Origin of the sequence: Bradyrhizobium betae (assembly GCF_008932115.1) — a bacterium.
Taxonomy (GTDB): Bacteria; Pseudomonadota; Alphaproteobacteria; order Rhizobiales; family Xanthobacteraceae; genus Bradyrhizobium; species Bradyrhizobium betae.
This window is the reverse complement of sequence record NZ_CP044543.1, coordinates 581,309-604,862: the sequence shown is the minus strand read 5'-3', so window position 1 is coordinate 604,862 and position 23,554 is coordinate 581,309. Positions and strand designations below refer to the sequence as shown.

18 protein-coding genes are annotated in these 23,554 nt (G+C 64.9%); 11 read left to right on the top strand and 7 right to left on the bottom strand.

What is annotated here, in order from left to right; genetic code table 11:
- The first annotated feature begins 118 nt into the window (after positions 1-118).
- Complete coding sequence (locus F8237_RS03160) at positions 119-2,671, top strand: HAD-IC family P-type ATPase (RefSeq protein ID WP_151642359.1); 2,553 nt, start codon at positions 119-121, stop codon at positions 2,669-2,671.
- A 41-nt stretch (positions 2,672-2,712) separates the two neighbouring features.
- Here the strand turns inward: F8237_RS03160 and F8237_RS03155 are convergent, their stop codons facing one another.
- Both F8237_RS03155 and F8237_RS03150 read right to left on the bottom strand, forming a co-directional pair.
- Positions 2,713-3,294, bottom strand: coding sequence for a peroxidase-related enzyme (locus F8237_RS03155; protein ID WP_151642358.1), 582 nt, complete (start codon positions 3,292-3,294; stop codon positions 2,713-2,715).
- Between the two features lie 122 nt (positions 3,295-3,416).
- Positions 3,417-5,156 carry an ATP-binding protein gene (locus tag F8237_RS03150; RefSeq protein ID WP_151642357.1) on the bottom strand — a complete coding sequence of 580 codons (1,740 nt, stop codon included), beginning with the start codon at positions 5,154-5,156 and terminating at the stop codon, positions 3,417-3,419.
- Positions 5,157-5,431: 275 nt separating this feature from the next.
- Here F8237_RS03150 and F8237_RS03145 point away from each other — a divergent pair, with 275 nt between their 5' ends.
- Positions 5,432-6,064, top strand: a complete 633-nt coding sequence (locus tag F8237_RS03145) for an ABC transporter ATP-binding protein (RefSeq protein ID WP_151642356.1) — start codon at positions 5,432-5,434, stop codon at positions 6,062-6,064.
- On the opposite strand, the gene F8237_RS03140 is transcribed toward F8237_RS03145, so the two are convergent.
- The 3 genes from F8237_RS03140 to F8237_RS03130 are packed head-to-tail and all read right to left on the bottom strand — an operon-like array spanning position 6,061 to position 9,781.
- The gene (locus tag F8237_RS03140; RefSeq protein WP_151642355.1) at positions 6,061-7,446 is read right to left on the bottom strand and encodes an esterase/lipase family protein; all 1,386 of its coding nucleotides are present in this window, start codon (positions 7,444-7,446) and stop codon (positions 6,061-6,063) included. The genes F8237_RS03145 and F8237_RS03140 overlap by 4 nt on opposite strands.
- A gap of 11 nt (positions 7,447-7,457) precedes the next feature.
- Positions 7,458-8,558, bottom strand: a complete 1,101-nt coding sequence (locus F8237_RS03135; RefSeq protein WP_151642354.1) for a hypothetical protein — start codon at positions 8,556-8,558, stop codon at positions 7,458-7,460.
- A complete protein-coding gene (locus F8237_RS03130) occupies positions 8,555-9,781 on the bottom strand; it encodes a hypothetical protein (protein WP_151642353.1) in 1,227 nt (408 codons plus the stop codon). Before F8237_RS03130 ends, F8237_RS03135 begins: the two co-directional genes overlap by 4 nt.
- Before the next feature lie 292 nt (positions 9,782-10,073).
- On the opposite strand from F8237_RS03130, the gene F8237_RS03125 reads away from it, so the two are divergent.
- On the top strand, positions 10,074-11,042 hold the full coding sequence (locus F8237_RS03125) for a catechol 2,3-dioxygenase (protein WP_151642352.1): 969 nt from the start codon (positions 10,074-10,076) through the stop codon (positions 11,040-11,042).
- Here F8237_RS03125 and F8237_RS03120 read toward each other — a convergent pair.
- Together F8237_RS03120 and F8237_RS03115 are read right to left on the bottom strand one after the other, a co-directional pair.
- On the bottom strand, positions 11,039-14,560 hold the full coding sequence (locus F8237_RS03120) for a molybdopterin cofactor-binding domain-containing protein (protein WP_151642351.1): 3,522 nt from the start codon (positions 14,558-14,560) through the stop codon (positions 11,039-11,041). The two genes, F8237_RS03125 and F8237_RS03120, sit on opposite strands and share 4 nt — an antisense overlap.
- Positions 14,560-15,042 carry a (2Fe-2S)-binding protein gene (locus tag F8237_RS03115; RefSeq protein ID WP_151642350.1) on the bottom strand — a complete coding sequence of 161 codons (483 nt, stop codon included), beginning with the start codon at positions 15,040-15,042 and terminating at the stop codon, positions 14,560-14,562. Before F8237_RS03115 ends, F8237_RS03120 begins: the two co-directional genes overlap by 1 nt.
- Positions 15,043-15,310: 268 nt before the next feature.
- Between F8237_RS03115 and F8237_RS03110 the strand changes: the two genes are divergently transcribed.
- The 8 genes from F8237_RS03110 (at position 15,311) to F8237_RS03075 (ending at position 23,546) form a co-directional block, all read left to right on the top strand.
- Positions 15,311-16,768: a 6-hydroxynicotinate reductase gene (locus F8237_RS03110; protein ID WP_201280203.1), complete on the top strand. Its 1,458-nt coding sequence runs from the start codon at positions 15,311-15,313 to the stop codon at positions 16,766-16,768.
- Entirely contained in the window at positions 16,765-17,661 is an 897-nt protein-coding gene (locus F8237_RS03105) for a UPF0280 family protein (RefSeq protein ID WP_151642348.1), read from the top strand. The genes F8237_RS03110 and F8237_RS03105 overlap by 4 nt, the downstream gene beginning before the upstream one ends.
- Before the next feature lie 27 nt (positions 17,662-17,688).
- On the top strand, positions 17,689-18,273 hold the full coding sequence (locus tag F8237_RS03100; RefSeq protein WP_151642347.1) for an amino acid synthesis family protein: 585 nt from the start codon (positions 17,689-17,691) through the stop codon (positions 18,271-18,273).
- Between the two features lie 63 nt (positions 18,274-18,336).
- A complete protein-coding gene (locus F8237_RS03095; RefSeq protein ID WP_151642346.1) occupies positions 18,337-19,539 on the top strand; it encodes an ABC transporter substrate-binding protein in 1,203 nt (400 codons plus the stop codon).
- Positions 19,540-19,685: 146 nt separating this feature from the next.
- Positions 19,686-21,575 carry an ABC transporter permease gene (locus F8237_RS03090; protein ID WP_151642345.1) on the top strand — a complete coding sequence of 630 codons (1,890 nt, stop codon included), beginning with the start codon at positions 19,686-19,688 and terminating at the stop codon, positions 21,573-21,575.
- A complete protein-coding gene (locus F8237_RS03085; protein ID WP_151642344.1) occupies positions 21,572-22,363 on the top strand; it encodes an ABC transporter ATP-binding protein in 792 nt (263 codons plus the stop codon). The genes F8237_RS03090 and F8237_RS03085 overlap by 4 nt, the downstream gene beginning before the upstream one ends.
- Positions 22,360-23,064, top strand: coding sequence for an ABC transporter ATP-binding protein (locus tag F8237_RS03080; protein ID WP_151642343.1), 705 nt, complete (start codon positions 22,360-22,362; stop codon positions 23,062-23,064). Before F8237_RS03085 ends, F8237_RS03080 begins: the two co-directional genes overlap by 4 nt.
- 14 nt (positions 23,065-23,078) lie before the next feature.
- Positions 23,079-23,546 carry a MarR family winged helix-turn-helix transcriptional regulator gene (locus tag F8237_RS03075; protein WP_151642342.1) on the top strand — a complete coding sequence of 156 codons (468 nt, stop codon included), beginning with the start codon at positions 23,079-23,081 and terminating at the stop codon, positions 23,544-23,546.
- Positions 23,547-23,554 lie beyond the last annotated feature (8 nt).

Below are 23,554 nucleotides of genomic sequence, written 5' to 3'. Positions count from 1 at the left end.
CCGCGCTGTTCGTCGCGCGGGATGCGCTGAACTTCACCATCATTCAGACTTTCGTCGCCATCCTGCTCGTGACCGCGGTCCTGCTCGCCGGGAGCCTCTGGAGCCTGCGGCGGAAGACGTGAGCGGCACGGAGAGCGGGAGCCCGGCCGGACTGAGCGAGGCCGAGGCTCGGGCGCGGCTTGCGGACGACGGTTACAACGAATTGCCTCGACCCGACCGGCGCAGCCCCCTGCGCATCGTGCTCGAGGTGCTGCGCGAACCGATGCTGGCGCTGCTCCTCGGCGGCGGATTGGTCTACCTCGCGCTCGGCGATCTCAAGGAAGCGATCATCCTGCTGACATTCGGTGCGATGTCCATCGTGATCACGGTGGTGCAGGAGACCCGGACCGAGCGCGTGCTCGAGGCCTTGCGGGACCTGACCAGCCCGCGCGCGCTCGTCATACGGGACGGCGCACGCCGCCGGATTCCAGGCCGCGAGGTCGTGCGCGGCGATCTCGTCGTTCTCGGCGAAGGCGACCGGATTCCCGCCGATGCCATGCTGGTGGACGCGCGCGATCTGCAAATCGACGAATCCCTGCTGACCGGAGAGTCGGTGCCCGTTCGCAAGCAGGTCGCGGACAAGGCGCTAGCGGTCGATCACCGGCCCGGCGGCGAGGATCAGCCGTTCGTGTATTCCGGCTCGATGGTGGTGCGCGGTGAGGGGCTGGCGCGGGTCGGAGCCACCGGCCCTCGCAGCGAGATCGGGAAGATCGGGCTGTCGCTGCGCGGTTTGCAGGCGGAGCCGCCGCGGCTCAAGCAACAGACGGCAAGGCTGGTGCGGCTCTGCTTTCTCGGCGGAGCGGTAGTCAGCCTGGCCGCCGTTGCGCTTTACGGAGCCCTGCGCGGGGATTGGCTGCAAGCGCTGCTCGCAGGCATCGTAATCGGCATGTCCATGCTGCCGGAAGAGTTCAGCGTCGTGCTGACGGTGTTCATGGCGATGGGGGCATGGCGAATCTCGCAGGCCCGCGTGCTGACGCGCCGCGCCGCGGCCATCGAGGTCCTCGGTTCTGCGACCGTGCTGTGCACCGACAAGACCGGGACGCTGACGCAGAACCAGATGTCCGTCGCTGAGCTGCGGTTGCCCAATGGGGCATCGATGCGTCCGGCGCCGGCCGGACAAGATCATGCCGCGCCCGAATTCGTCGAGCTGGCGCGCTGCGGGGCGCTGGCGAGCTCGCCGGAGCCGTTCGATCCGATGGAGAAGGCCCTGCATGTCTTCGCGCGGGATGCCTTGCGGGAGAGCGATGCGGCGGACGGTCCGCGGACCCTGGTGCGGACTTACGGTCTGCGTCCCGAGCTGCTGGCCATGTCTCAGGTCTGGCGCACACCCGGTCGGGCCGACCTCGTCATCTGTGCCAAGGGCGCGCCCGAGGCGATCGCACGGCTGTGCCGGCTGAGCGACGCCGACCAGGCGGCGGTGCGAGATGCAATCGGAGCGATGGCCAAAGACGGGCTTCGCGTGTTGGGAGTGGCCGTAGCAGCGGGCGATGACACGCAGCTTCCATCGTCCCAGACGGATTTCGCCTATCGCTTCGTCGGTCTGGTCGGGCTGGCCGATCCGCTCCGTCCAGAGGTCCCCGATGCGGTTCGCGAATGCCGTGCGGCGGGGATCCGCGTCGTCATGATCACGGGCGATTATCCAGCAACGGCCGTTGCCATTGCGAACCAGGCCGGGCTCGACGCCCGCGACGTCGTGACCGGCGACCAGCTCAAGCTGGCGGACGATCCGGAGCTCGCCGACCGTGTCAGGCATGCCAATGTATTCGCCCGGGTCTTGCCGGAACAGAAATTGCGCATCGTCCAGGCGATGAAGCTCAACGGCGAGATCGTCGCGATGACCGGCGACGGCGTCAACGATGCTCCGTCGCTCAAGGCCGCCCATATCGGCATCGCGATGGGAGGACGCGGGACCGACGTCGCCCGCGAGGCATCGTCGATCGTCCTGCTCGACGACGATTTCGGCTCGATCGTGGCGGCCATTCGCCTGGGCCGGCGCATCTACGACAATCTGCGAAAGGCGATGGCCTTCATCTTCGCCGTCCATGTCCCGATCGCGGGGCTTGCGCTGTTGCCTCTGGTGTTCGGGCTGCCGTTGATCTTCAGTCCGGTGCACATCGCGTTTCTGGAACTGATCATCGACCCCGTGTGCGCGCTCGTGTTCGAGGCGGAGCGGGACGAACACGATGCGATGACGCGTCCGCCGCGGCGGGCCGATTCCGAATTGTTCTCGTGGCCCTTGATCGGCTGGAGCGTGCTTCAGGGCGCCCTGGCATTTGCCGCGACCGCTGCCATATTCGTCGGTGCGCTTCGCACCGGCCTCACGTCCGATGAGGCGAGGGCGCTCGCCTTCGTATCCCTCGTCGTCTGCATCCTGGCCCTGGTCCTGGTCAACCGGTCTTTCAGCGCGTCGCTCGTGTCCGCATTCTCCCGTCCAAATTCCGCTTTGGTCTTGATCTTCGTGACGGTCGCGCTCGTTCTCGCCACGGCGCTGCTGTGGCCTCCGGCGTCCAGCCTGTTCCGCTTCGGTCCCTTGCATACCGACGATCTGATGATCACGCTCGGCGCGGGATTGCTGGTGCTGACGGTGCTCGAGCTGCTGAAGCCGCTGTGGGGGCAGCGGCTGCGATTCTAGCATCGGCTGATTGAACCCGGCTTTCGGGTGTTTCTTCTCGGCTATTTTTTCGGCAGCCGTCCCATCAGATAGAACTCCTCGTTCGGGCGCATTCCGGTGAAGTTCGCCAGCCGGTTCGACAGCGCGAAGAAGGCGGAGATTGCGGCGATGTCCCAGATGTCGTCGTCGCTGAAGCCGTGGGGCTGAAGCGCGACGAAATCCTCCTCGGAGATCCGCTGCGCATCGACCGAAACCTTCATCGCGAAGTCCAGCATCGCCTTATGCCGCGGCGTGATGTCGGCCTTGCGGTAGTTCACCGCGACCTGGTCCGCGATCAGGGGATTCTTGGCACGGATGCGCAGGATCGCGCCGTGCGCGATCACGCAATACTGGCACTGGTTGGCGGCCGAAGTCGCCACCACGATCATCTCGCGCTCGGCCTTGGTGAGGCCGCCGTCCTTCTCCATCAGCGCGTCGTGATAGGCAAAGAAGGCGCGGAATTCGTCGGGCCGATAGGCCAGCGTCAGGAACACGTTCGGCACGAAGCCGCTCTTGTCCTGCACGGCGAGCAGGCGCGTGCGGATGTCGTCGGGAAGCGTGTCGAGGGCGGGTGCGGCGAAGCGTGGAGCGGCGGGCTTTGTCATGGGGATGGTTTCCGGCTTGGGGCCGGCAACCATAGTCGATGCGGACGACGGGCTCAACGCGTGGGTCCCGGTTCTGCGCAGCAGCGTTGCACGCTGCAGTGCGCCCGGGACACGAGAGGATCTTACCGCAGCGGCTTCTTCAGCAGCGAGAAGCGATCCGGATCGAGCCCCATCGACGGTTGCAGCATCGGTGTCTCGGCGGGTGCCAGCGTCTTGGCCGGCGGCGCCTGGAACACCGGGTCGTTCGGCACGTCGCGCTGCGAGGTGGCGCCGCGCCAGCGCTCGAGCACCGCACCGACGAAATGCATGTCATGCCCCGAGGTGACGGACGGCACGCTGCTGATGGTGGCTTCGCCGCGGGGCAATTGATGCGGCGGTACCTCCTTGAAGCGCAGGCGCGTCGGCAGCGCGACGCCTTCGCCGAATGCCAGCACCTCGCGGGTGCCGAGCGAGGGCACGAAGGACAGCAAATTCGCGGCCGCATCCGACACCGCGGCACGCAGCAGCGCCTGGTCGCGCTCGTTGGCAAGACGCATCGTGAACAGCGTGTTGCACTGGGAGATGATGGTGGCGTCGAGCTCGGCCGGGCGCTGGGTGATGAGGCCGAGATAGACGCCGTATTTGCGGCCTTCCTTGGCGATGCGCGAGACCGCTTTGCGGGTCGGCCCGAAGCCGACATTGCGGTCGGCGGAGGCGTAGCGGTGGGCTTCCTCACAGACGAACAGCATCGGCGAGACGCCGTCGCTCCACAGGCCGAAATCGAAGGCCATGCGGCACAGCACCGAGACGACGGAATCGATGACCTCGGCGGGGAAGCCGGCGAGCTGCATCACCGTCATCGGCTTGCCATTGGCGGGCAGACGGAACAGATGGCTGATCACCTCGGCCATGGTGTCGCCGCCGACATTGGCGTTGTCGAACATGAAGGCGTAGCGCGGGTCGTTGCGCACGGCCTCGATGCGCGAGATCAGCTTGTGATAGATGATGCGCGAGGAGCGATTTTCGAGCTTGCCCATGCGCTCGTCGATCAGCGACATCAAATCGACCAGGCGATACGGCACCGGCGTGTCGACGGTGAACCCGACCTGCTTGGGATCGACGCGCTTCAGGCCGAGGCGGTCGGTGTTCTGGTACTGGGTGTAGATGCCTTTGGCGATCGGGATCACCTCGGCGAGGACGTCGAGCTCCTCCGGCACGCCGGCGCGGCCGCCGAACAGCACGTCGACGATTTCCTCGAAATTGAACAGCCAGAACGGCAGCTTCAGGTTCCGCGGGTTGAGCACCAGCGCGCGGTCGCCGAAGCAGCGGCCATATTCGTTGTGCACGTCGAGCAGGAAGATGCGCAGATTCGGACGCGCCTTGAGGATCTCGTTGAGCAGCAGCGACACGCCGGTGGATTTGCCGACGCCGGTCGATCCGAGCACCGCAAAATGCTTGGACAGCATTTCCTCGACGTCGACATAAGCGACGACGGAGCGGTCCTGCTGGAGGAAGCCGACGTTGATCTGGTCCGACCCGGTCGGCGCGTAGATCGTGCGCAGCTCCTGGCTGGTGATCAGGTCGACGGAATCGCCGATGGTCGGATAGTTGGTGACGCCGCGCTGAAACTTGGCCTTGTCGGCGGCATTGTGGATTTCGCCGAGCAGGTCGACGGAGGCGATGGCAATGTAGTTGTCGCTGCTCGACAGATTCTCGCAGGACACCTCGGTGATCATGGCGACGATGACCGAGCTGGCGCAGCGGATGCTGACGAAGCGGCCGACGGTGGCCCGGACCTCCGAGACCGGCATCTGACTTTCCGCCAGAAGTCCGACCCGGGCGAGCGACCCGCGAACCGAAATCACGCGTCCAAAGGATGTCACGATGAATGAACCTGGAATGAGCGAGGAGTTTAACCCTGACTATGAGAGGCGGGGCTGCACAAACGGTTAAGCAGCAGGTGCAGGCGTTTTCTTAAATCTGCGACAATTCGGCCATGAGATTTGTTCCGAATGTATGCTTGCTCCGGGAATCGGCGGAAAAATGCTGATTTTCTAGGCCTGTCTTGTCGCGGCCGGTTAAGGAATGATTTACCATGTACCGAACAGCGGTTGATGAACGGCGCAAGTCGCGACGGCCGGCGAGGGGGACGCGACGGATGTCGGGAGGGATCGTCAAGACGCGCGTCGGGCCGCGCATCTACCTGCTTCGATTCAAGACGCAATATGAGCTGACATCGACCTTCCTGCGCGTGCAGGAGCACTACGAGTCGCCGGAGTTTCACGGGCGGGTCTTCTCGCTCGAGCAGTACATGGACTGGTATGCCGCGCGACACGGCAATTTCACCTACTATCAGGACTGGTCCGGCTTCAACGTTCCTTCGACCGCGTTTGCTCCGTTCTATGCCGGCGCGTTCGATCCGCTCACGCGCAAGGAGAAGCGACTGCTCGGATTGTTCGCTAGGTTGCGCGGACGGTTTTACGTCATCGGCGTCTACCAAGGCCGCGGCAGCACCTTGACGCACGAACTCGCTCACGCGTTGTTCTTCACCGATGCCGATTACCGCAGCAAGGTGCGAGAGGCGATGCGTCCATATGATACGCGTACGCTCGGGCGGCAGCTCGCAAGGGCCGGCTACGCGCAACACGTCATCGAGGACGAAACCCAGGCCTATCTGATTGCGCCTTCGGGCAAGCTCGGTCTTGCGTCGAAGGCGTTGATGCCGTTGCGGCGAAAGCTGCGGGCGTTATTCCATGAGCACGCGACGAAGCTGTCGGTGCCGGCAGGCTAAGGGAGGTTGCGCCGGATGAAGTCGATGGTCCTCTTCTGGCGAAAATAGTTGCAGTGCCAGACTTCGGGATCGTTGCCAAAATCCTCGACGTCCCTGATTTTCAGCGGAAAGTCTGTCTCTCCGAGGTTGGTCATCGAGCCAGTATCGACCACGAGGTCGTTGTCGCCGGGGAAAATCTGGTCGGCCGCAAGGTCGGCACCCCGTAGCGCTCTGAAGTTCTTCCAGAACTGCCATCCGGGGTCCACCGTGGCGAAATTCGACTTGACGACGAAATACGCAGGCTGCGTCGTGCAAGGGCCAAGTCGCAGCAAATTGAGTTCGTAGTTGTTGGATATCTGGGATTGTCCGAACAGCCCCGGAATGAGCGCGATGAGCCCGTCAAGGAGAGGCGTGTGGGCGAGCGTCCCGGTGACGGTCATCACCACCTCGACCAGCTTGCCCGCGACCCAGAGGAACGGATTGGCACCTCCAACGAGCGTTAGCGTCCTCTCGGCAAACGTCCCGATATTGGAGATCAGGCTCAACGCGTGCTGGAGCTTGTCGGGCGCAGCCAGCGAGGTGCCGTACAGCGGCGAGCCCGCGAAGACCACGCGGGTCTCGGCCTTGAGCGCAGCGCCGAACGCCTCCAGCCACCAGCGAACGATCAGTCCCCCACGGCTGTGGGCAATGACGTGGACCGCTCCGGAGGCGCCGCTGAAAGCGCGTCCGAGCTCGAGCGCATTCAGCACCGGGCTTACGGCAAGCGTTGCGTGCTCGAACACGAGAACCTGGTCGTACTTGTCGGGTCCGTTCAGAGCGGCATTGAGAAATGCCTGGCCGTCCGTCGTCGCCTCGAATTCGCCAACCATGTTGACGGCGTTGGAGAAGGTCCCGTGGACGAGCAACAAGGTTCGGCCGTCGAACGGTCCGTGGGCATCATTGGCATCGATGACGAATTTTTGCGGTCCACCCCGCAATTGCCTGAGGTGGGACTGCAGCGAGACGCCGATCGCGGAATTGAGGCGCATGTCGATCGCGCCAATGGCGGCGGCGGCCCTGTTGGGCTGAAGCCTCGGAAACTCCTTGATCAGGACGACGGTCTGGTCCGGAAGCGGCGGCGGCCCTCCGGCACGTCGTGCACGGCGGCGGCGCTGCGGCGCTTCCTCCCGGGCCGGAACGCCGTCATGCCAGCGCAGGACGCCGTTTTCCTCGACCAGGGAAGCCGCAAGAATATTGTCGTCGGGCGTGTTGGAGGCACGCCGCCGGCGGCGTCTCAAGCCGGCGACGGAGTCCATCCTGTCATCATGATCGACATAGAGAGCCTGGAACAGGTCGTCATGATCCTCGGCCGCCTTGATCAGAGACAGGTAACGCCTGGGATCTTCCGCGGCAAACTGTGACATGTTCGATGCCGTCATTCGTTGATGATCGGAAGCGGTGTGACGTTCAATTCGCGCGCGCGCTGGATGTCGAGCAGGCTGTCGAACTCCTTCTGGCTGCGCAGGTTGGCCCGACCTTCGGTTTGCGCGTCCTTGAACCCGTAGGCTCCCGTCAGGTAGGTGGCCTCCAGCATCACGAGATCGCCTGACGTCACATAGGCCATGACCTCGGTGTAGCTCATCCTGGTGAGCCGCCAGCCATAAGGATCGACGTAGCACAATCCTGCGTCGCGGGTCGCGGCATCGCCGATGGCGGGCACCGTGGCGGGCACTTTCACCACACCTTTGAAGTCGTCGTGAGCCTCTTCGGATCGCCAATAGCCGACGAAGGCGTGACCGGTGAGCAGGACCACGACCGGGAAAATGCCGACATATTCGAGGCAGGAGGCGAGCAGCAGCGCGAGGTCGATGCAGGTGCCGGTGTTGGACGCGACGATCTCGCTCGGGGTGCGCAGCCGCTGCGTCTGTTCCGAATAGGCCGGCGGTGGGTTGATGTACTGCAGGCGGTACTCGTTCACGAGCGCGGTCCAGATCGCCTGCACCTGGCGATCGACGGCGCGCTGCACGCCCTGCTGATAGCCGTCGAACCCTGCGGCGGGATCGTCGAGGATGCCGATCAGGTAACGCCGCGAAGCCTGGATGATCTTCAGGATTGCGGGATCTCGCGGCAACACGAAAGACGGCAGCCATGGATTGTTCTCGGTGTCGTCGAGCCATTCGTCCACGGGGATCAGCGTGACGCGTCTGGTGTCCTCGAAGACGGTGTGCCCGGCGCAAGTCACCTTGACGTAGACGGCGGACTGCACCCGTTCGTGCAGCGAGCGGGTCAAGCTGGCGGTGAGGGGGATGATCACGTCGGAGGACAGCGGGAGCTGCAACTCCTCCATCTCCGCGATCGTGTAACGGTAGGGGTAGTTCTCGGCCCCGACACAGAGCTCGACCTGAATCGTAATCGCACGAACGGGGTCCCGAACCAGCCGCGTCAGCGTCAGCTTGTCGAGCAGGGGTCTGTTGTTATGGAGCAGGGAGTAGTTGACTTCCTCCGGCACTTCCAGATCGACCTGAATCTGGTTCATCTGGCTGCCCTCTTCTTTCGGGGAGACGCTTTCTTCCTTGCGGGGGATGGTTTCGACGCCGTTTTGCTGATGGATTTGCTGCCGGGCTCGAAGACGCTGCGCCCCATCCAGATCACGATCGACGTGCCGTGCACCTTGTCCAGGGGCATCGCCTCCCAGGCCTTCAGGAATGCATCCGGGATCGAAAGGATCTTGTTGTTTTCTCCATGGCACCAATTCCAGTAGAAGGCCTGGAAGAACAGCTCCGCCAGTTCATCGTCGATCTCATCGAGAAATCCGAGGGCGACGTGGGCCTTGTTTCTGACCAGCTCACGCGCAATGCGTGCACCGGAATAGTAGAGATTGAGGGTGACGATCCGGGGCGGCGTTGGGCCCACCAGGACCTTGGCCAGCTCGTCGTAGAGAACGGGAAGCTCGCTCTCGTGACCCTGGCGAAGGATCATTCCATCAGCCAGCCGGCCGGCCGAGTCGATCAGACTCTCGAACAGCGGCTTGTTCTTCTTCTTCATGTCCACGTAGAAATCGTCGATCACCCATCCGGCCTGATGGGTGTCTATTCCCGTGACGTGGATCGCCTCCCAGTTGGCGCCGCCAACCTTATCGGCGAGTTCACTCTTCTGGGGGGTGCGGAGAATCGTCCGGTACTTGTCGTCATCCGGCTTGTTGGGAGCACCGACGGCGGCGCTGATGCGATCTTCCTCGTCCTCGAATTCGTACTTGTCCTTGAACCGTCCGGGCGCGCTCTCGACGAACAGAACGCTGGTCGGTGGATGCGGTCTCACCCGCGCCAGCCCGTTGTCGAAGAGGCGCGAGATGAAGACGCTGTTGTAACGGCCTTCTGCGCGTGTGCCGGAGCTGAGCAGGTATTCCCAGGGAATCTCGCAGGCCGCCTCATGAATCGCGCAGATCTGCGCGTCCTGACGATTCCAGTCGTGCAGCTCGATCTCGATGCGATCCGCTTTCGCCAGTTCGCGCAGCCGCTCAAGCGAGACGCCAACGCTTTCGAGGCCCTCGACTGCGCGCTTGGCGATGGACTTGCGCAGCTCGACATCGGACGCCCATCGCGAGCGCACCCGCAGGAGATAGGTCCATTCCTGTGCCAGGCGCGGGAGCTGCTGGGGATGAGTGACGGACGTATCGGGCACCCCCGCCGCGCGTATCGTGGCGATGCGTCCTGACGCTGAATTGCCGGACGGCTGCGTGCTCCCGGATTGCTTGGCCATCGAGCTTCCCCCAACTCCCGGCAAAACGAATGCCCCACGTTACATCGTAAGATTGCGCTTGTCGCCGGCATAAACCTGTTCGGACGGCAAATTGCCGCGCCCGTCGGCTTCGTCGTCGCGACCGTACCGGGGTACGCCGGGACTGAATTTGTTGACGGGACCTAATCATTTGTACATTAGTACAAATGAGCCTGCGGCCCGCTGCGCCGCCCGGCGCAGCCATCGACATTTGCGCCTGCGCCCGATTGCGCGATCCCGTGAGAGGGATCGCAGCCAAGCCCTGGAGGAGACCATGCAGCCCGAACCGATCCTCGATCTCGCCCATCTCGGCCATATGGAACTGCTGACGCCGAAGCCGGACGAGAGCCTGAAATTCTTCGTCGACGTCATGGGCATGACCGTGAGCGGGCAGAAGGGTGAATCCGTTTACCTGCGCGGCTGGGACGATTACGAGCGCTATTCGCTCAAGCTCACGGCCTCCAAGACATCGGGCATGGAGCATATGGCGCTACGCGCCCGCAGTCAGCAGGCGCTGGAGCGGCGCGTCGCCGCGCTCAAGGGCTCCGGCTTCGACATCGGCTGGATCGACGGCGACATGGGGCAGGGGCCGACCTTCCGCTGCCGCGATCCCGACGGCCATATCGTCGAGCTCTATTACGAGACCGAATGGTATCAGGCGCCGCCGGAGCTGAAGCCTGCGCTGAAGAACCAGGCGCAGCGCTTTCCCGCACGCGGCGTCAATGTCCGTCGTCTCGACCATCTCAACTGCCTCGCCGTCGACATCAAGGCCAATCGCGAGTTCTTCCAAAACTATCTCGGCTGCCGCCTCACCGAGCAGATCGTGCTCAATGACGGAAGGGAAGCGGCGATGTGGCTGACGATGTCGAACAAGAGCTACGACTTCGCCTATTCGCTCGACCATTCAGGCGTGCCCGGCCGCTTCCACCACGTCACCTACGCGCTCGACAGCCGCGAGGAGATTCTGCGCGCTGCCGACATCTTCCTGGAGAACGGCGTCCACATCGAGACCGGTCCGCACAAGCACGCGATCCAGCAGACCTTCTTCCTCTATGTCTACGAGCCCGGCGGCAACCGCGTCGAGGTCGCCAACGCCGGCGCGCGCCTGATCCTCGCGCCGGACTGGAAGCCGATCGTGTGGACCGAGGAGGAGCGCAAGAAAGGCCAGGCCTGGGGGTTGAAGACGATCGAGTCGTTTCACACCCACGGCACGCCGCCGGTGGAAGTGAAGAAGCACGATTAACGGCTTGAAATCCGCACGCGTGCGATGGCCTCGCGCACACCAGTCCAGGCCGGCTTGTCCGGCGCGAACTGCTTGCGCAGGAAGCTGACGAGCTCCTCGACCTGCGCGTCGCTCATGCTGTTCCTGAAGGCGGGCATGTAGCCGAGATCGCTGGAGACCGGATCGGCAATGCCGTGCAGGATCACCTGCACGAGATTGTCCGCCGTCGCGCTGTGCAGGTTGCTGTTGAGCGCGAGCGAGGGCCGGCTGCCGAACAGCGGCAGGCCGCCGACCTCGTGGCAGACGGCGCAGGCGCCCTGGTAGAGGCGCGCGCCGGTGGAGGCAGCGGTGGTGACTTGCGTTGCGCTTTCGAGTTTCGCGGCGAGTGCGGGCGCATCGGCCACGTCGTCGTTGAACGAGTTGAGATAGACCGCCATTGCGCGGATATCGTGATCGGGCAGGGCCTTGAGATCCTTGACGATCGGCGCCATCGGACCGGCGGCGACGCCGTGATAGCGCGACTGGCCGGTGCGCAAATAGGCGAACAGCTCGTCCTCGCTCCACGGGATCGGTGCGTGCGACAGCGAGCTCAGCGGCGGCGCCTCCCAACCCTCGGCAAAGCCGCCGGCGAGATAGGCATTCCGCTGCTCGGCGCCGAGCGCGTTGCGCGGAGAATGGCAGGCGCTGCAATGGCCGAGGCTCTCGACGAGATAGGCGCCGCGATTCCAGGCCTCGGATTTGGCGGTATCGGGCTTGAACTCCTTCGTCTGATGAAACAGCGCGTTCCAGCCTGCGAGCAGCGGGCGGAGATTGAACGGGAAGGCGAGTGCATTCGGCGGCGCCGTCGCCCGCACCGAGGGCTGTGCCATCAGATAGGCATAGAGCGCCTGCAAGTCGGCGTCGCTGGTCTTGGCGAAATGCGGGTAGGGGAAGGCGGGATAGAGCTGTCGTCCGTCGCGATGCAGCCCATCGCGCATCGCGCGCTCGAAGGCGGGGTAGGACCAGGCGCCGATGCCAGTCTCGACATCGGGCGTGATGTTGGTGCTGTGGATCGTGCCGAACGGCGTCTCCAGCGCACGGCCGCCGGCGTTGAGCGCGCCCGTGAGGCTGGTGTGGCACTCGGCGCAATTGCCGAGTGCGGCAAGCTGTTGGCCGCGGGCGATCGTCGCGGCCGAATAGACCGACGCATCGGGCCGGGCGATCGGCACGATGGCACGACCGGGCAGGAGAGCTGCGCCGATGCCGATCGCGGCGGTGCAGACGGCGGCAATTGTCGCGACGATGCCGGCGGGCCTGGCGAACGGATTTTGCCAGATGCGGGACGGCGGCGGCGCGGTGGGGGCGGGCAGGGCCTGCGGCACGGGCGATGTCTCGCCGTGCAGGCCCTTCAGGATGCGCTCCGGCGTGAACGGCGGCTCGCGGAAGCGCACGCCGGTGGCATCGAAGATCGCATTGGCAATTGCCGCCGCGCTCGGCACCGACGCGGACTCGCCGACGCCGAGCGGCGGCTGGTCCGGCCGCGGCAGCATCAGGACGTCGATCTTAGGCACGTCGGGGAAAGGGATGATCGGATAAGCGCCCCATTCGCGCGCGGCCACCGCGCCGCGCTCGAACGAGACCTCCTCCATCAGCGCGCGGCTGGTGGACTGGATGACGTTGCCGTGGATCTGGTGGCGCACGCCGTCCGGATTGATCATCAGGCCGGAGTCCTGCCCGGCGACGACGCGGGTGACGCTGACGTCGCCGGTGGTCTTGTTGACCGCGACGTCCGCGACCCAGGCCGACCACGCCGCGCCGTAGCCGGGAAACTTGCTGTGGACGTAGAGCGCGTAAGCAAAGCCGCGACCGTGCACGATCTCGCCGCTCTTCTCTTCGCGGACCGGCCGCGGCGTCCAGCCCGCGCGCTCGGCGACCGCGTTGACGAGATCGACCGCGCGCTGGTCCTTGAGATAGCGCAGGCGGTATTCGATGGGGTCGACGCCGGCCTCGGTTGCGGCCTCGTCGATATAGGATTCATGCGCGAAGGTGTTCGGCAGCGCCGAGACACCGCGAAACCAGGACGCGCGCACGATCGGCGCCATGTCGTGCGCGACGACGCGCATGTGGTCGTAGTCGTAGGGCGGGATCGCGGTCCGGTCACCCATCTGCAGCACCGCGGGCTCGGATGAAACGCGACCGGTGAGCAGGAGCGCAAGCGTCGGCGCGGCGTTCGAGGGGTAGCGCGTAGCGAGATCGTAAGCCGCGATGCCGCCGTCGGCGTCGAGGCCGCCCTTGACGTCGATGAGCTGCGCGGTGCCCTTGGGCTCCCAGGCGTGCTCCTGCTCGCGCGTCAGCTGCACGCGGACGGGCCGGCCGACGGCGCGTGAGAGCAGCAGCGCATCGGCGGTGACGTCATCGGCGCAGTTGCGGCCGTAGCATCCGGCCGCCTCCAGCCGGATGACCTCGATCTCGCTCTCGGGATGCTCGATCAGCAGCGCGAGATCGCCGCGCAGCAAATGTGGGTTCTGCGTGCCCGACCAGACGCGGATATTGCCGTCCCTGAAATCGGCGACCGCGCAGGACGGGCCGATCGAGGCGTGCATCTGGTACGGCCAGACGTAAGTGCGCTGCATCGGCCTGGCCGCGCCTGATATCGCCGCGTCGACGTCACCCTTGTCGATGAGCGTGCGCGGCGTCGACGGATTGGCGCGCAGCGCTGTCTCGACATCGGCGAGGTCGGTGAGTGCGGGCGTCGGCCGCCAGCTCACCGCGAGCTGCTCCGCCGCGCGGATCGCATGTTCCTCGCGTTCGGCGACGACGCCGACAAAATCGCCGATGTGCACGACGGCGATAAGGCCGGGGATGTCGCGCACCGACGATTCGTCGACGGCAATCAGGCTGGTGCCGACGAACGGCCCGGCATCGACGCCGGCATAGGGCGGCCGCACCACGCGGCCGTGCAGCATTCCGGGTACGCGGATATCGTGCACGAAGGTCAGCTCACCTGTGGCCTTGGCGGGCAGGTCGACGCGCGGCATCGACTGGCCGACGATGGCGTAGTCGCCGACGGGCTTTAAGGCGACGTCGTCGGCAAGCTCGAGGCGGATCGTCTCGCCGCCGATCAACTCGCCATAGCTGACGCTGCGGTTGTCGCGCCCGCGCACGAGGCCGTCCTCGATCCGCAAGTCGGCCGCGGGCAGCTCCAGCCGCTCGGCCGCCCGCGCAATCAGGAAGTGGCGCGCCTGGGCGGCGGCCTTGCGCAGCGGCACGGCAGTGATCTGGATGGTTTCGCTTGCGATCGTCGCGCCCTGATTCGGAACCAATGCGGTGTCGCCGAGCACCACGACGACGCGGGCAAAGGAGACGTCGAGCTCTTCGGCGACGATCTGCCCGAGCGCGGTGCGGATGCCGGTGCCGAGATCGACATGGCCGTTATAGGCGCTGACCGAACCGTCCGCGGTGATGCGGACGAAGGTCTCGGATGTGACCTCGTCCACCGTGCGGACGACGACGAGCGAGCCCGGTTGCCGCTCAGCTTCATTCGGAAGAGGGAAGGCCATCAATCACCGGCCTCGGCGAGCTGGCCCGAGGCGCGCATCACCGCGCGCAGGATTTCGACATGCGTGCCGCAGCGGCAGAGATTGTAGCGCAGCGCCGCAAGCGCCTCCTGCTCGGTCGGCTGTTGATTGATCGCGAGCAGCGCCTTCGTGGTCATGATCATGCCGTTGAGGCAGTAGCCGCATTGCGCCGCCTGCTCGTCGATGAAGGCCTGCTGCACCACGTCGGGCTTGTCGCGCGTGCCGAGGCCTTCGAGCGTCACGATGTCGCGGCCGGTGCAACCGGCGATCGGAATCACGCAGGAGCGTGCGGCCACGCCGTCGATCAGGACGGTGCAGGTGCCGCATTCACCCAAGCCGCAGCCGTATTTCGGGCCGTTGAGACCGAGATCGTTGCGCAGCACGTAGAGCAGCGGCGTCTGCGGCGCTGCCGTCACGTCGTGGATCCTGCCGTTCACGGTGAGGCGGATCGGTGTTTGAATCATCCTCGTTCCCAAGCCCCGCGATCACGAGATCGCAAAAATTCCACATCGCTCGAAATCCAAGTCGTGACGATACCGTTTGTACACAAACGTGCAAGTCGGCATGCCGCAGTGCAGCGCGATTGCCCGCTTTGTGGACAGGGTGGGTAGGCAAATGAGGTTTTATGCGGCAGTCGCATCTTTTGCGATGCACCGCCGCTTGACAGCCTTCGGGAGCACGCGCACCATCGTTCGTATACGAATGATAACCGCGGTGTCCGCTGGCTTTGACATGGTGATGGAAACGACGAGCGCTGTTGCCGACAAGATCCGCTGCGATGCCTGTCCGGTGATGTGCTACATCAAACCGGGCGCGGCGGGCGCCTGCGATCGCTACGCCAATCACGACGGCAAGCTCGTCCGCGTCGATCCGCACATCATTCTCGAGCGCACGGTCTCGCATGGTGGCAAGCTCGTCCCGTTCAGCCGCACCGAAGATTGGGACGGCAAGATCGTCCACGAGCCCTCGACCTTCGTCACCGCGATCGGCGCGGGCACGACCTATCCCGACTACAAGCCGGCGCCGTTCATCGTCTCCGCGGAGGTCGACGGCGTCGACATGGTGACTGTCGTCACCGAGGGCATCTTTTCGTATTGCGGCATCAAGGTGAAGATCGACACCGACCGCTATCTCGGGCCTGAGACCGCGACCGTTCGCGCGCAGGGCGAGGCTGTCGGCCATGTCACCACCAGCGAATACGGCTCGCAGATGCTGTCGCTCGGCGGCGTGCATCATCTCACCGGCGGCTCCAAAAAAGAGGGCCGCGTCACCTGCGACACGTTGATGGATCTCGCCAATTGCAAGGCGGTGGAGCTCACCATCGACGGCGGCGCGAGCGTGGTGGTGCAGGCCGGCCAGCCGCCGATCGTCAACGGCATGAAAGAAGAGCGCATGCGCGTCGGCTGCGGCTCGGCGACGATCGGCATGTTCGCAAAACAGTGGCACGGCAAGGTCGACGAGGTCGTCGTGGTCGACGACCACATCACCGGCGTGCTCAGCGAGCACCAGGCCGGCAAGCTCCTCGACATCGCCGACACCGGCATCAAGATGAAGGGGCGCCGCTCGACCCCCGGCCGCTATTTCCAGGTTGCCGATCCCGGCACCGGCTGGGGCGGCACCAACATCTCCGATCCGCTCTCCATTCTCGGGCCGTTCGACGCGAAGGAGGCCAGGGTGGGCCTCTCCATGCTGATGGTCTCCACGACCGGCGAGCATTCGTCCTACTACGTGCTCGACGCGACCTTGAATCCGGTCGAGGCCGAGATGCCCGATGAGCTGAAGTTTTCGGTCGAGCGCATCCAGGAGAATTGCGAGCCTGCCCTGTGCACGGTGCTGTTCATGGCGGGGGCCGGCGGCTCCTTGCGCGCGGGGGTCACCGACAATCCGGTGCGGCTGACGCGTTCGGTGAAGGATGCGCTGACGCGTGTCACCAGTGGCGGCGCTCCTGTTTATGTCTGGCCGGGCGGCGGCATCACCTACATGGTCGACGTGACGCAGATGCCGGCGGGCGCCTTCGGCTACGTGCCGACGCCGGCGCTGGTCGCGCCGATCGAGTTCACGATGAAGCTGTCCGATTACGCCGCGCTCGGCGGGCACATGGATTATGTAAAGCCGCTCTCCGAGGTGAAGAACGGCGATGATGTCCGCCAATTGCCCTGGCAGAACCCGATTCCGGGGCCGCGGGCATGACCAGGCTCCCGCAAATCGCATTGCTGTCTGATGGCCGGCGGCTGCATTTGCAGGATGGTCCCATTGATCTAATCGTCGAGGCGAGGGGGCGCGCGGACGAGGTGCGGGCTGCCTATGAGGCGGCGGCGCGCCGTTTCACCGGCCTGCTCGATGAGCTCTGTGCGGAATTGCCGGATTTGCGGTCGGCGGCTGAGCAGCGGACCTTGCTGAGGGGCGTTGTCGCGCGCCGGATGCACGCCGCCGTCGCGCCCTATGCGGCCGATTGCTTCATCACGCCGATGGCGGCCGTCGCCGGCAGCGTGGCGGAGGAAATCCTCGGCGCAATGCTCGGTGCTGCGTCGCTTGATCGTGCGTATGTCAACAATGGCGGCGACATTGCGCTCCACCTCGGCCAGGGCGAGCACTTCTCCGTCGGTCTGATGGACCGGCCCGATCGCGACGGCGTGATGCGAACGATGACGGTCGATGCGAATGACCCTGTGCGCGGCATCGCGACCAGCGGGCGCCATGGCCGCAGCTTTTCGCTCGGCATCGCGGACGCGGTGACGGTGCTGGCCGCGACGGCATCGCAGGCCGATGCGGCGGCTACGATCATCGCCAATGCGGTCGACCTGCCCGGACATCCCGCCATCATCCGCAAGCCCGCGAACGCGCTTCAGCTCGACAGCGATCTCGGCGCACGCCTGGTGACCCGCGATATCGGTGAATTGTCGCAGACCGAGATCGCGGCTGCGCTGGAATCTGGCGCGGAATGTGCACGGCAATTATTCGATCGCGGATTGATCGAGGATGCCGTGTTGCAGCTTTGTGGTGATATGCTTGTCATCGGACCGAAAGATATTGAACTGCAGAGATCGCGCCCGCTGGTGCTGGAGAATGCGGTTCATGCCTGAGCAGGGAAGAGACCAAGGGAAACAATCATGAGCGCGATCATCCGTAAGATCGTCACCGTCGTCGAAGAGACGCAGATGGAGATGGGCCGCCAGGTCTCGCCGCCGACAAGGCGCGCCGCGGCCATCGCCGTGATCGAAAATCCCTTCGCCGGAAAATACGTCGAGGACCTCTCGCCGCTGATCGCGATCGGTGAGGAACTTGGTGAGCTGCTGTCGAAGCGCGCTGTGGTCGCGCTCGGCATCGACGGTTCGAAGGCGCAGAGCTACGGCAAGGCCGCAGCGGTCGGTGAGAATGGCGAGCTGGAACACGCGGCTGCGATCCTTCACCCCAAGATGGGCGCTCCGGTGCGCAAGGTGCTGGGCAAGGGCGCCGCGCTGATCCCGTCGTCGAAGAAGCGCAGCGGTCCCGGCACGACGCTGGATATTCCGCTTGGTCACAAGGACGCAGCCTTCGTGCGCAGTCACTTCGACGGCATGGAGGTGCAGATCAACGACGCGCCGCGCGCCAACGAGATCATGGTCGCGGTCGCCGTCACCGACAGCGGCCGTCCGCTGCCGCGCGTCGGCGGGCTGACGGTTGCGGAGGTCAAGGGCGAAGACGGTCTGAGATAGCGGGCACAGCTACTCCGACATCATCGCGCTGAAAACGTAGAGAGTTCAAAACTGGAGGTTGGGATGCGAGCAAGAAATTATTTCGTCGGCGCGGCCTTCGCGCTTCTGGCGGGCGGCATGGCTCATTCGGCGATGGCGCAGGACATCAAGATCGGCGAAATCAACAGCTACTCGCTGTTGCCGGCCTTCACCGAACCCTACCGCAAGGGCTGGCAGCTCGCGGTCGAAGAGATCAACGCGGCCGGCGGCATCAACGGCAAGAAGCTCGTCGTCATCTCCAAGGACGACGGCGGCAAGCCGGCCGACGCGCAGACCGCGGCCAACGAACTCGTCTCGAGCGAGGGCGTGGCGATGCTGGCGGGCACGTTCCTGTCGAACATTGGCCTCGCGGTCAGCGACTTCGCCAACCAGAAGAAGGTGTTCTTCCTCGCGGCCGAGCCGCTGACGGACGCCGTCACCTGGTCGAAGGGCAACAAGTACACCTTCCGCCTGCGGCCTTCCAACTACATGCAGGCTGCGATGCTGGTGGAGGCTGCCGCGAAGCTGCCCGCGAAGCGCTGGGCGACGATCGCGCCGAACTACGAGTACGGCCAGTCGGCGGTGTCGGTGTTCAAGAAGCTGATTTCGGAGAAGCGCCCGGACATCCAGTGGGTCGACGAGCAGTGGCCGCCGCAGGGCAAGATCGACGCGGGTCCGGTGGTGCAGGCTGTTGCCGCCGCCAATCCGGAAGCGATCCTCAACGTCACCTTCGGCGCCGACCTCGTGAAGCTCGTGCGCGAGGGCAACACCCGCGGCCTGTTCAAGGGGCGCGAGGTCGTGTCGTTCCTGACCGGCGAGCCCGAATATCTCGATCCGCTCAAGGACGAGACGCCCGAGGGCTGGATCGTCACCGGCTATCCCTGGTACTCGATCAAGACGCCCGAGCATGACGCGTTCCTGAAGGCCTATCAGGCCAAGTACAACGACTATCCGCGCCTCGGCTCGATCGTCGGCTACCAGACCATCAAGTCGGCGGCCGCGATTCTGGCGAAGGCCGGCTCGACCGATCCGGAGAAGTTGATCGCCGCGGCGGAAGGCCTCTCGATGCCGTCGCCGCTCGGTGAGATCACCTTCCGCAAGATCGACCACCAGTCGACGCTCGGTGCCTATGTCGGCAAGACCGCGCTGAAGGACGGCAAGGGCGTGATGGTGGACTCGGTCTACAAGAAGGGCTCGGACTATCTGCCGAGTGACGCCGAAGTCGAGAAGCTGCGCCCGAAGGATTGATGGAAGTGCCGTAGGGTGGGTTAGCCCAGCAGATGCGCAAAGCGCGTCTGTTGGGCGTAACCCAACACTTTCGGTGCCACACGAGAAAAGGTAGTGGGTTACGCTGCGCTAACCCACCCTACGACTTCACCCAACCTGGACCGCCGATGGCCTTCTACGTCGTACAGTTTCTGACCGGTCTCGCCAGCGCAGCGTCGCTGTTCCTGGTGGCCTCGGGCCTGTCGATCATCTTCGGCGTGACGCGGATCGTGAATTTCGCGCACGGCGCCTTCTACATGATCGGCGCCTATATCGCCTTCACGCTGACGGAGCGACTGTCCGGCACCTTTGGCTTCTGGGGCGGGATCGTTTTGGCGGCGCTGGCCGTTGCGGTGATCGGTGTGCTTGTCGAGATGGTGCTGCTCCGGCGCATCTATCACGCGCCTGAATTGTTTCAACTGCTCGGCACCTTCGGCCTGACCCTGATGGTCGAGGATCTCGTGGTGCTGATCTGGGGGCCCGACGATCTCGTCGGCCGTCGCGCTCCGGGCTTCAGGGGCGCGGTCGATTTCTTCGGCCAGAACATTCCGAGCTACGATCTGTTCCTGATCGTGCTCAGTCCTGTCGTGCTCGGCATTCTCTGGTTGCTGTTCCAGCGCACCCGCTGGGGTGTGCTGGTGCGCGCGGCGACGCAGGACCGCGACATGGTCGCAGCGCTCGGCGTCAATCAGAAATGGCTGTTCACCTCCGTGTTTGCGGTCGGCGTGTTCCTCGCCGCCCTCGGCGGCGCGCTCCAGATCCCGCGCGATGCCGTGCATCACGCGATGGATTTGCGCATCATCGTCGAAGTCTTCGTCGTGGTCGTGATCGGCGGTCTCGGCAGCATCGTCGGCGCCTTCGTCGCGGCGGTGCTGGTCTCCGAGCTGAACGCGTTCGGCATCCTGATCTTTCCGAAGATTTCCATCATCCTGGTCTTCCTGGTGATGGCGGCGGTGCTGATCGTCCGGCCCTGGGGCCTGTTCGGCAAGCCCGAGGCCCCCGCGCGCAAGACGCCCGGGCTCACCGTCAATCCGTGGCGGCCGCTGACGTCGAACGAGCGGCTGGCCGCGCTGGCGGCGCTCATCATCGCGGCGACCTTGCCGCTGTTCGCCGGCAACTATGCGCTGACCGTCGGCTCCGAGATCGCGATCTTCGTGATCTTCGCGGTCAGCCTGCATTTCCTGATGTCGGTCGGCGGGCTCGCCTCGTTCGGGCACGCAGCCTATTTCGGCCTCGGTGCCTACGGCGTCGCCTTCCTCGCCAAGATGGCGGGGCTGCCGATGATCGTGTGCCTGTTGCTCGGCCCGCTGCTCGGCTGCATGGGCGCCGCGGTGTTCGGTTTCTTCGCCGTGCAGCTTTCCGGCGTCTATTTCGCGATGTTGACGCTCGCTTTCGCGCAGATCGTCTGGTCGATCGCGTTCCAGTGGGTGAGCGTAACAGGCGGCGACAACGGCATCTTGAGTATCTGGCCGGAGAAATGGGCGGCGAGCCCGTCGAATTTCTACTGGCTGGCGCTCGGCGTCGCGGCGCTCGTCACGATCGCGCTGCGCGCCATGGTATTCTCGCCGTTCGGTTACGCGCTCAGGGCCACACGGGACTCGCTGCTGCGCAGCGAGGCGATCGGCATCAACGCCAAGCGCATCCAGTGGACCGCCTTCGTGATCGCAGGCACCACCGCCGGCATCGGCGGCGCGCTGTTCGCCTACCTCAAGGGCAGCGTCTTCCCGGACAATCTCGGCATCTCGCTCTCGGTCGACGCGCTGGTCATGGTGCTGCTCGGCGGCGTCGAGACGGTGTCGGGCGCGGTGATCGGTGCCATCGTATACAAGGCCCTCAATATCTGGCTGGTGAGCCAGACCGATCTGTCGAAGCTCGTGCTCGGCGGCTTCATCGTGCTGATCGTCGTGGTTTTCCCCAAGGGCATCGTCGGCATGCTGGAGATGCTGGCGCAACGCCGCAGGAAGGCATCGCCGCCCGGATCGCCTCTCATTGCCAAGCCGATCGAGTCAGCCGAATGAGCGTCGCACCCACACTTCTCGCGGTCGAAGGCCTGACCAAATCCTATGGCGGCATCCACGCCGTGCGCGGCGTCTCGTTCTCGCTGCGATCAGGCGAAATCCTGGCGCTGATCGGCCCCAACGGCGCCGGCAAGAGCACCTGTTTCGACATGCTCAATGGCCAGAACCGGCCGGATTCAGGCCATGTCCGTCTGCTCGGCGAGGAAACCACCGGCAAGAAGCCCCGCGAGATCTGGCGGCTCGGGGTGGGGCGCACTTTCCAGATCACTGCGACCTTCGCGACCATGACCGTGCGCGAGAACGTGCAGGTCGCGCTGGTCTCGCACGGCAGGCAGTTGTTCAATCTCTGGGGCTCGGCGCCGAATTACGATCGCGGCGAGGCTGGACGCCTGCTCGAGCTCGTGGGCATGGGCGGCTATGCGGACCGGCCCTGCGGCGAGCTCGCCTATGGCGACCTCAAGCGGCTCGAGCTTGCGGTGGCGCTCGCCAACCAGCCGAAATTGTTGCTGATGGACGAGCCGACCGCCGGCATGGCGCCGCGCGAGCGCGTCGATCTGATGCGCCTGACCGCGCAGATCGCGCGGGAAAAATCGATCGGCGTGCTCTTCACCGAGCACGACATGGACGTGGTGTTCGAGCATGCCGACCGCATCATCGTGCTCAACCGCGGCACGCTGATCGCCGAGGGCTCGCCGGCCGAGGTGCGCGGCAATCCGCAGGTGCAGGCGGTCTATCTCGGCGAGGGCCTGCTCTACGAGGCCGGGCATCGCGAGGGAGCCTCCGCATGAAGCTCACGGTGCAGGACCTCAACAGCCATTACGGCCCGGCGCATATCCTGTTCGACATCGGCTTCGAGGTCGGCGAGGGCGAGGTGGTCGCGCTCCTGGGCCGCAACGGTGCGGGCAAGTCGACCACGTTCCGCTCGATCGTCGGCCTCGTCGCACAGCGCACCGCGCGCATCATGTTCGAGGGTAAGGATATCTCGGCACGCCCGACCCATGAGATCGTACGCGATGGGCTCGGTTATGTGCCGGAGGAGCGCCGCATCTTCACCGATCTGACGGTGGAGGAAAATCTGGAAGTCGGCCGTCAGCCGAAGCGCCCGAACGCGCCATACTGGACCCGCGAAAAGCTGTTCTCGCTGTTTCCGAATCTCGGTGAGATGAAGAACCGTCCGGGCGGCCGCATGAGCGGCGGCGAGCAGCAGATGCTGACGATCGCGCGTACGCTGATGGGCAATCCGTCGCTGGTGCTGCTGGACGAGCCTTCGGAAGGCCTGTCGCCCAAGATCGTGGAGCAGATGGTCGACGCCATCCTGACCATGAAGAAAGAAGGCGTCAGCATCGTCGTCTCCGAGCAGAATTTGCATTTTGCGCGGCTGATCTCCGATCGCGCCTATATCATCGAGCGCGGCCGCATCTGTTTCGGCGGCACCATGGCCGAGCTCGACGCGCGTCCGGATATCCGCGACGCGCATTTGTCGTTGTGAGGGGCGGGGAACGGATGGCGAGAAGCGTCGCGGTGAAGAAGGGCGTCAAGCTGGCCAAATCGTCCAACAAGTCGTCTTACGTGCTCGACGAGCAGGTCGGCTTCATCCTGCGCCAGGTCTGGCAGCGCCACAGTTCGATCTTCTCGCGCGATATCGGCACCAACATCACGCCGACGCAGTGGGCGGCGCTGTCGAAACTCGCCGAGACCGGGCCGTGCTCGCAGAACCAGCTCGGGCGGCTGACGGCGATGGATGTCGCGACCATCAAGGGCGTGATCGATCGCCTGACGGCGCGCGGCCTCACCGAGACCAGCCAGGATCCCGAGGACGGGCGGCGGCTGCTGGTCAGCCTGACGCGGGCCGGTCAGCAACTCGCGGAGAAGGCAGCGCCAAATGCGCTCGCGATTACCCGTGAGACGCTGGCGCCGCTCGAGCCTAAGGAGCGCGAGACGCTGATGGCGCTGTTGAACAAGCTGCGTTGAGCGGCGAC

Excerpts from the sequence above, each read along its gene's own strand:
- F8237_RS03090 (WP_151642345.1), top strand. The coding sequence starts at position 19,686 with ATGGCCTTCTACGTCGTACAGTTTCTGACCGGTCTCGCCAGCGCAGCG.
- F8237_RS03155 (WP_151642358.1), bottom strand. The coding sequence starts at position 3,294 with ATGACAAAGCCCGCCGCTCCACGCTTCGCCGCACCCGCCCTCGACACG.
- F8237_RS03100 (WP_151642347.1), top strand. The coding sequence starts at position 17,689 with ATGAGCGCGATCATCCGTAAGATCGTCACCGTCGTCGAAGAGACGCAG.
- F8237_RS03130 (WP_151642353.1), bottom strand. The coding sequence starts at position 9,781 with ATGGCCAAGCAATCCGGGAGCACGCAGCCGTCCGGCAATTCAGCGTCA.
- F8237_RS03115 (WP_151642350.1), bottom strand. The coding sequence starts at position 15,042 with ATGATTCAAACACCGATCCGCCTCACCGTGAACGGCAGGATCCACGAC.
- F8237_RS03145 (WP_151642356.1), top strand. The coding sequence starts at position 5,432 with ATGTCGGGAGGGATCGTCAAGACGCGCGTCGGGCCGCGCATCTACCTG.
- F8237_RS03125 (WP_151642352.1), top strand. The coding sequence starts at position 10,074 with ATGCAGCCCGAACCGATCCTCGATCTCGCCCATCTCGGCCATATGGAA.
- F8237_RS03075 (WP_151642342.1), top strand. The coding sequence starts at position 23,079 with ATGGCGAGAAGCGTCGCGGTGAAGAAGGGCGTCAAGCTGGCCAAATCG.
- F8237_RS03080 (WP_151642343.1), top strand. The coding sequence starts at position 22,360 with ATGAAGCTCACGGTGCAGGACCTCAACAGCCATTACGGCCCGGCGCAT.
- F8237_RS03110 (WP_201280203.1), top strand. The coding sequence starts at position 15,311 with ATGGTGATGGAAACGACGAGCGCTGTTGCCGACAAGATCCGCTGCGAT.
- F8237_RS03140 (WP_151642355.1), bottom strand. The coding sequence starts at position 7,446 with ATGTCACAGTTTGCCGCGGAAGATCCCAGGCGTTACCTGTCTCTGATC.
- F8237_RS03120 (WP_151642351.1), bottom strand. The coding sequence starts at position 14,560 with ATGGCCTTCCCTCTTCCGAATGAAGCTGAGCGGCAACCGGGCTCGCTC.
- F8237_RS03105 (WP_151642348.1), top strand. The coding sequence starts at position 16,765 with ATGACCAGGCTCCCGCAAATCGCATTGCTGTCTGATGGCCGGCGGCTG.
- F8237_RS03085 (WP_151642344.1), top strand. The coding sequence starts at position 21,572 with ATGAGCGTCGCACCCACACTTCTCGCGGTCGAAGGCCTGACCAAATCC.
- F8237_RS03095 (WP_151642346.1), top strand. The coding sequence starts at position 18,337 with ATGCGAGCAAGAAATTATTTCGTCGGCGCGGCCTTCGCGCTTCTGGCG.
- F8237_RS03135 (WP_151642354.1), bottom strand. The coding sequence starts at position 8,558 with ATGAACCAGATTCAGGTCGATCTGGAAGTGCCGGAGGAAGTCAACTAC.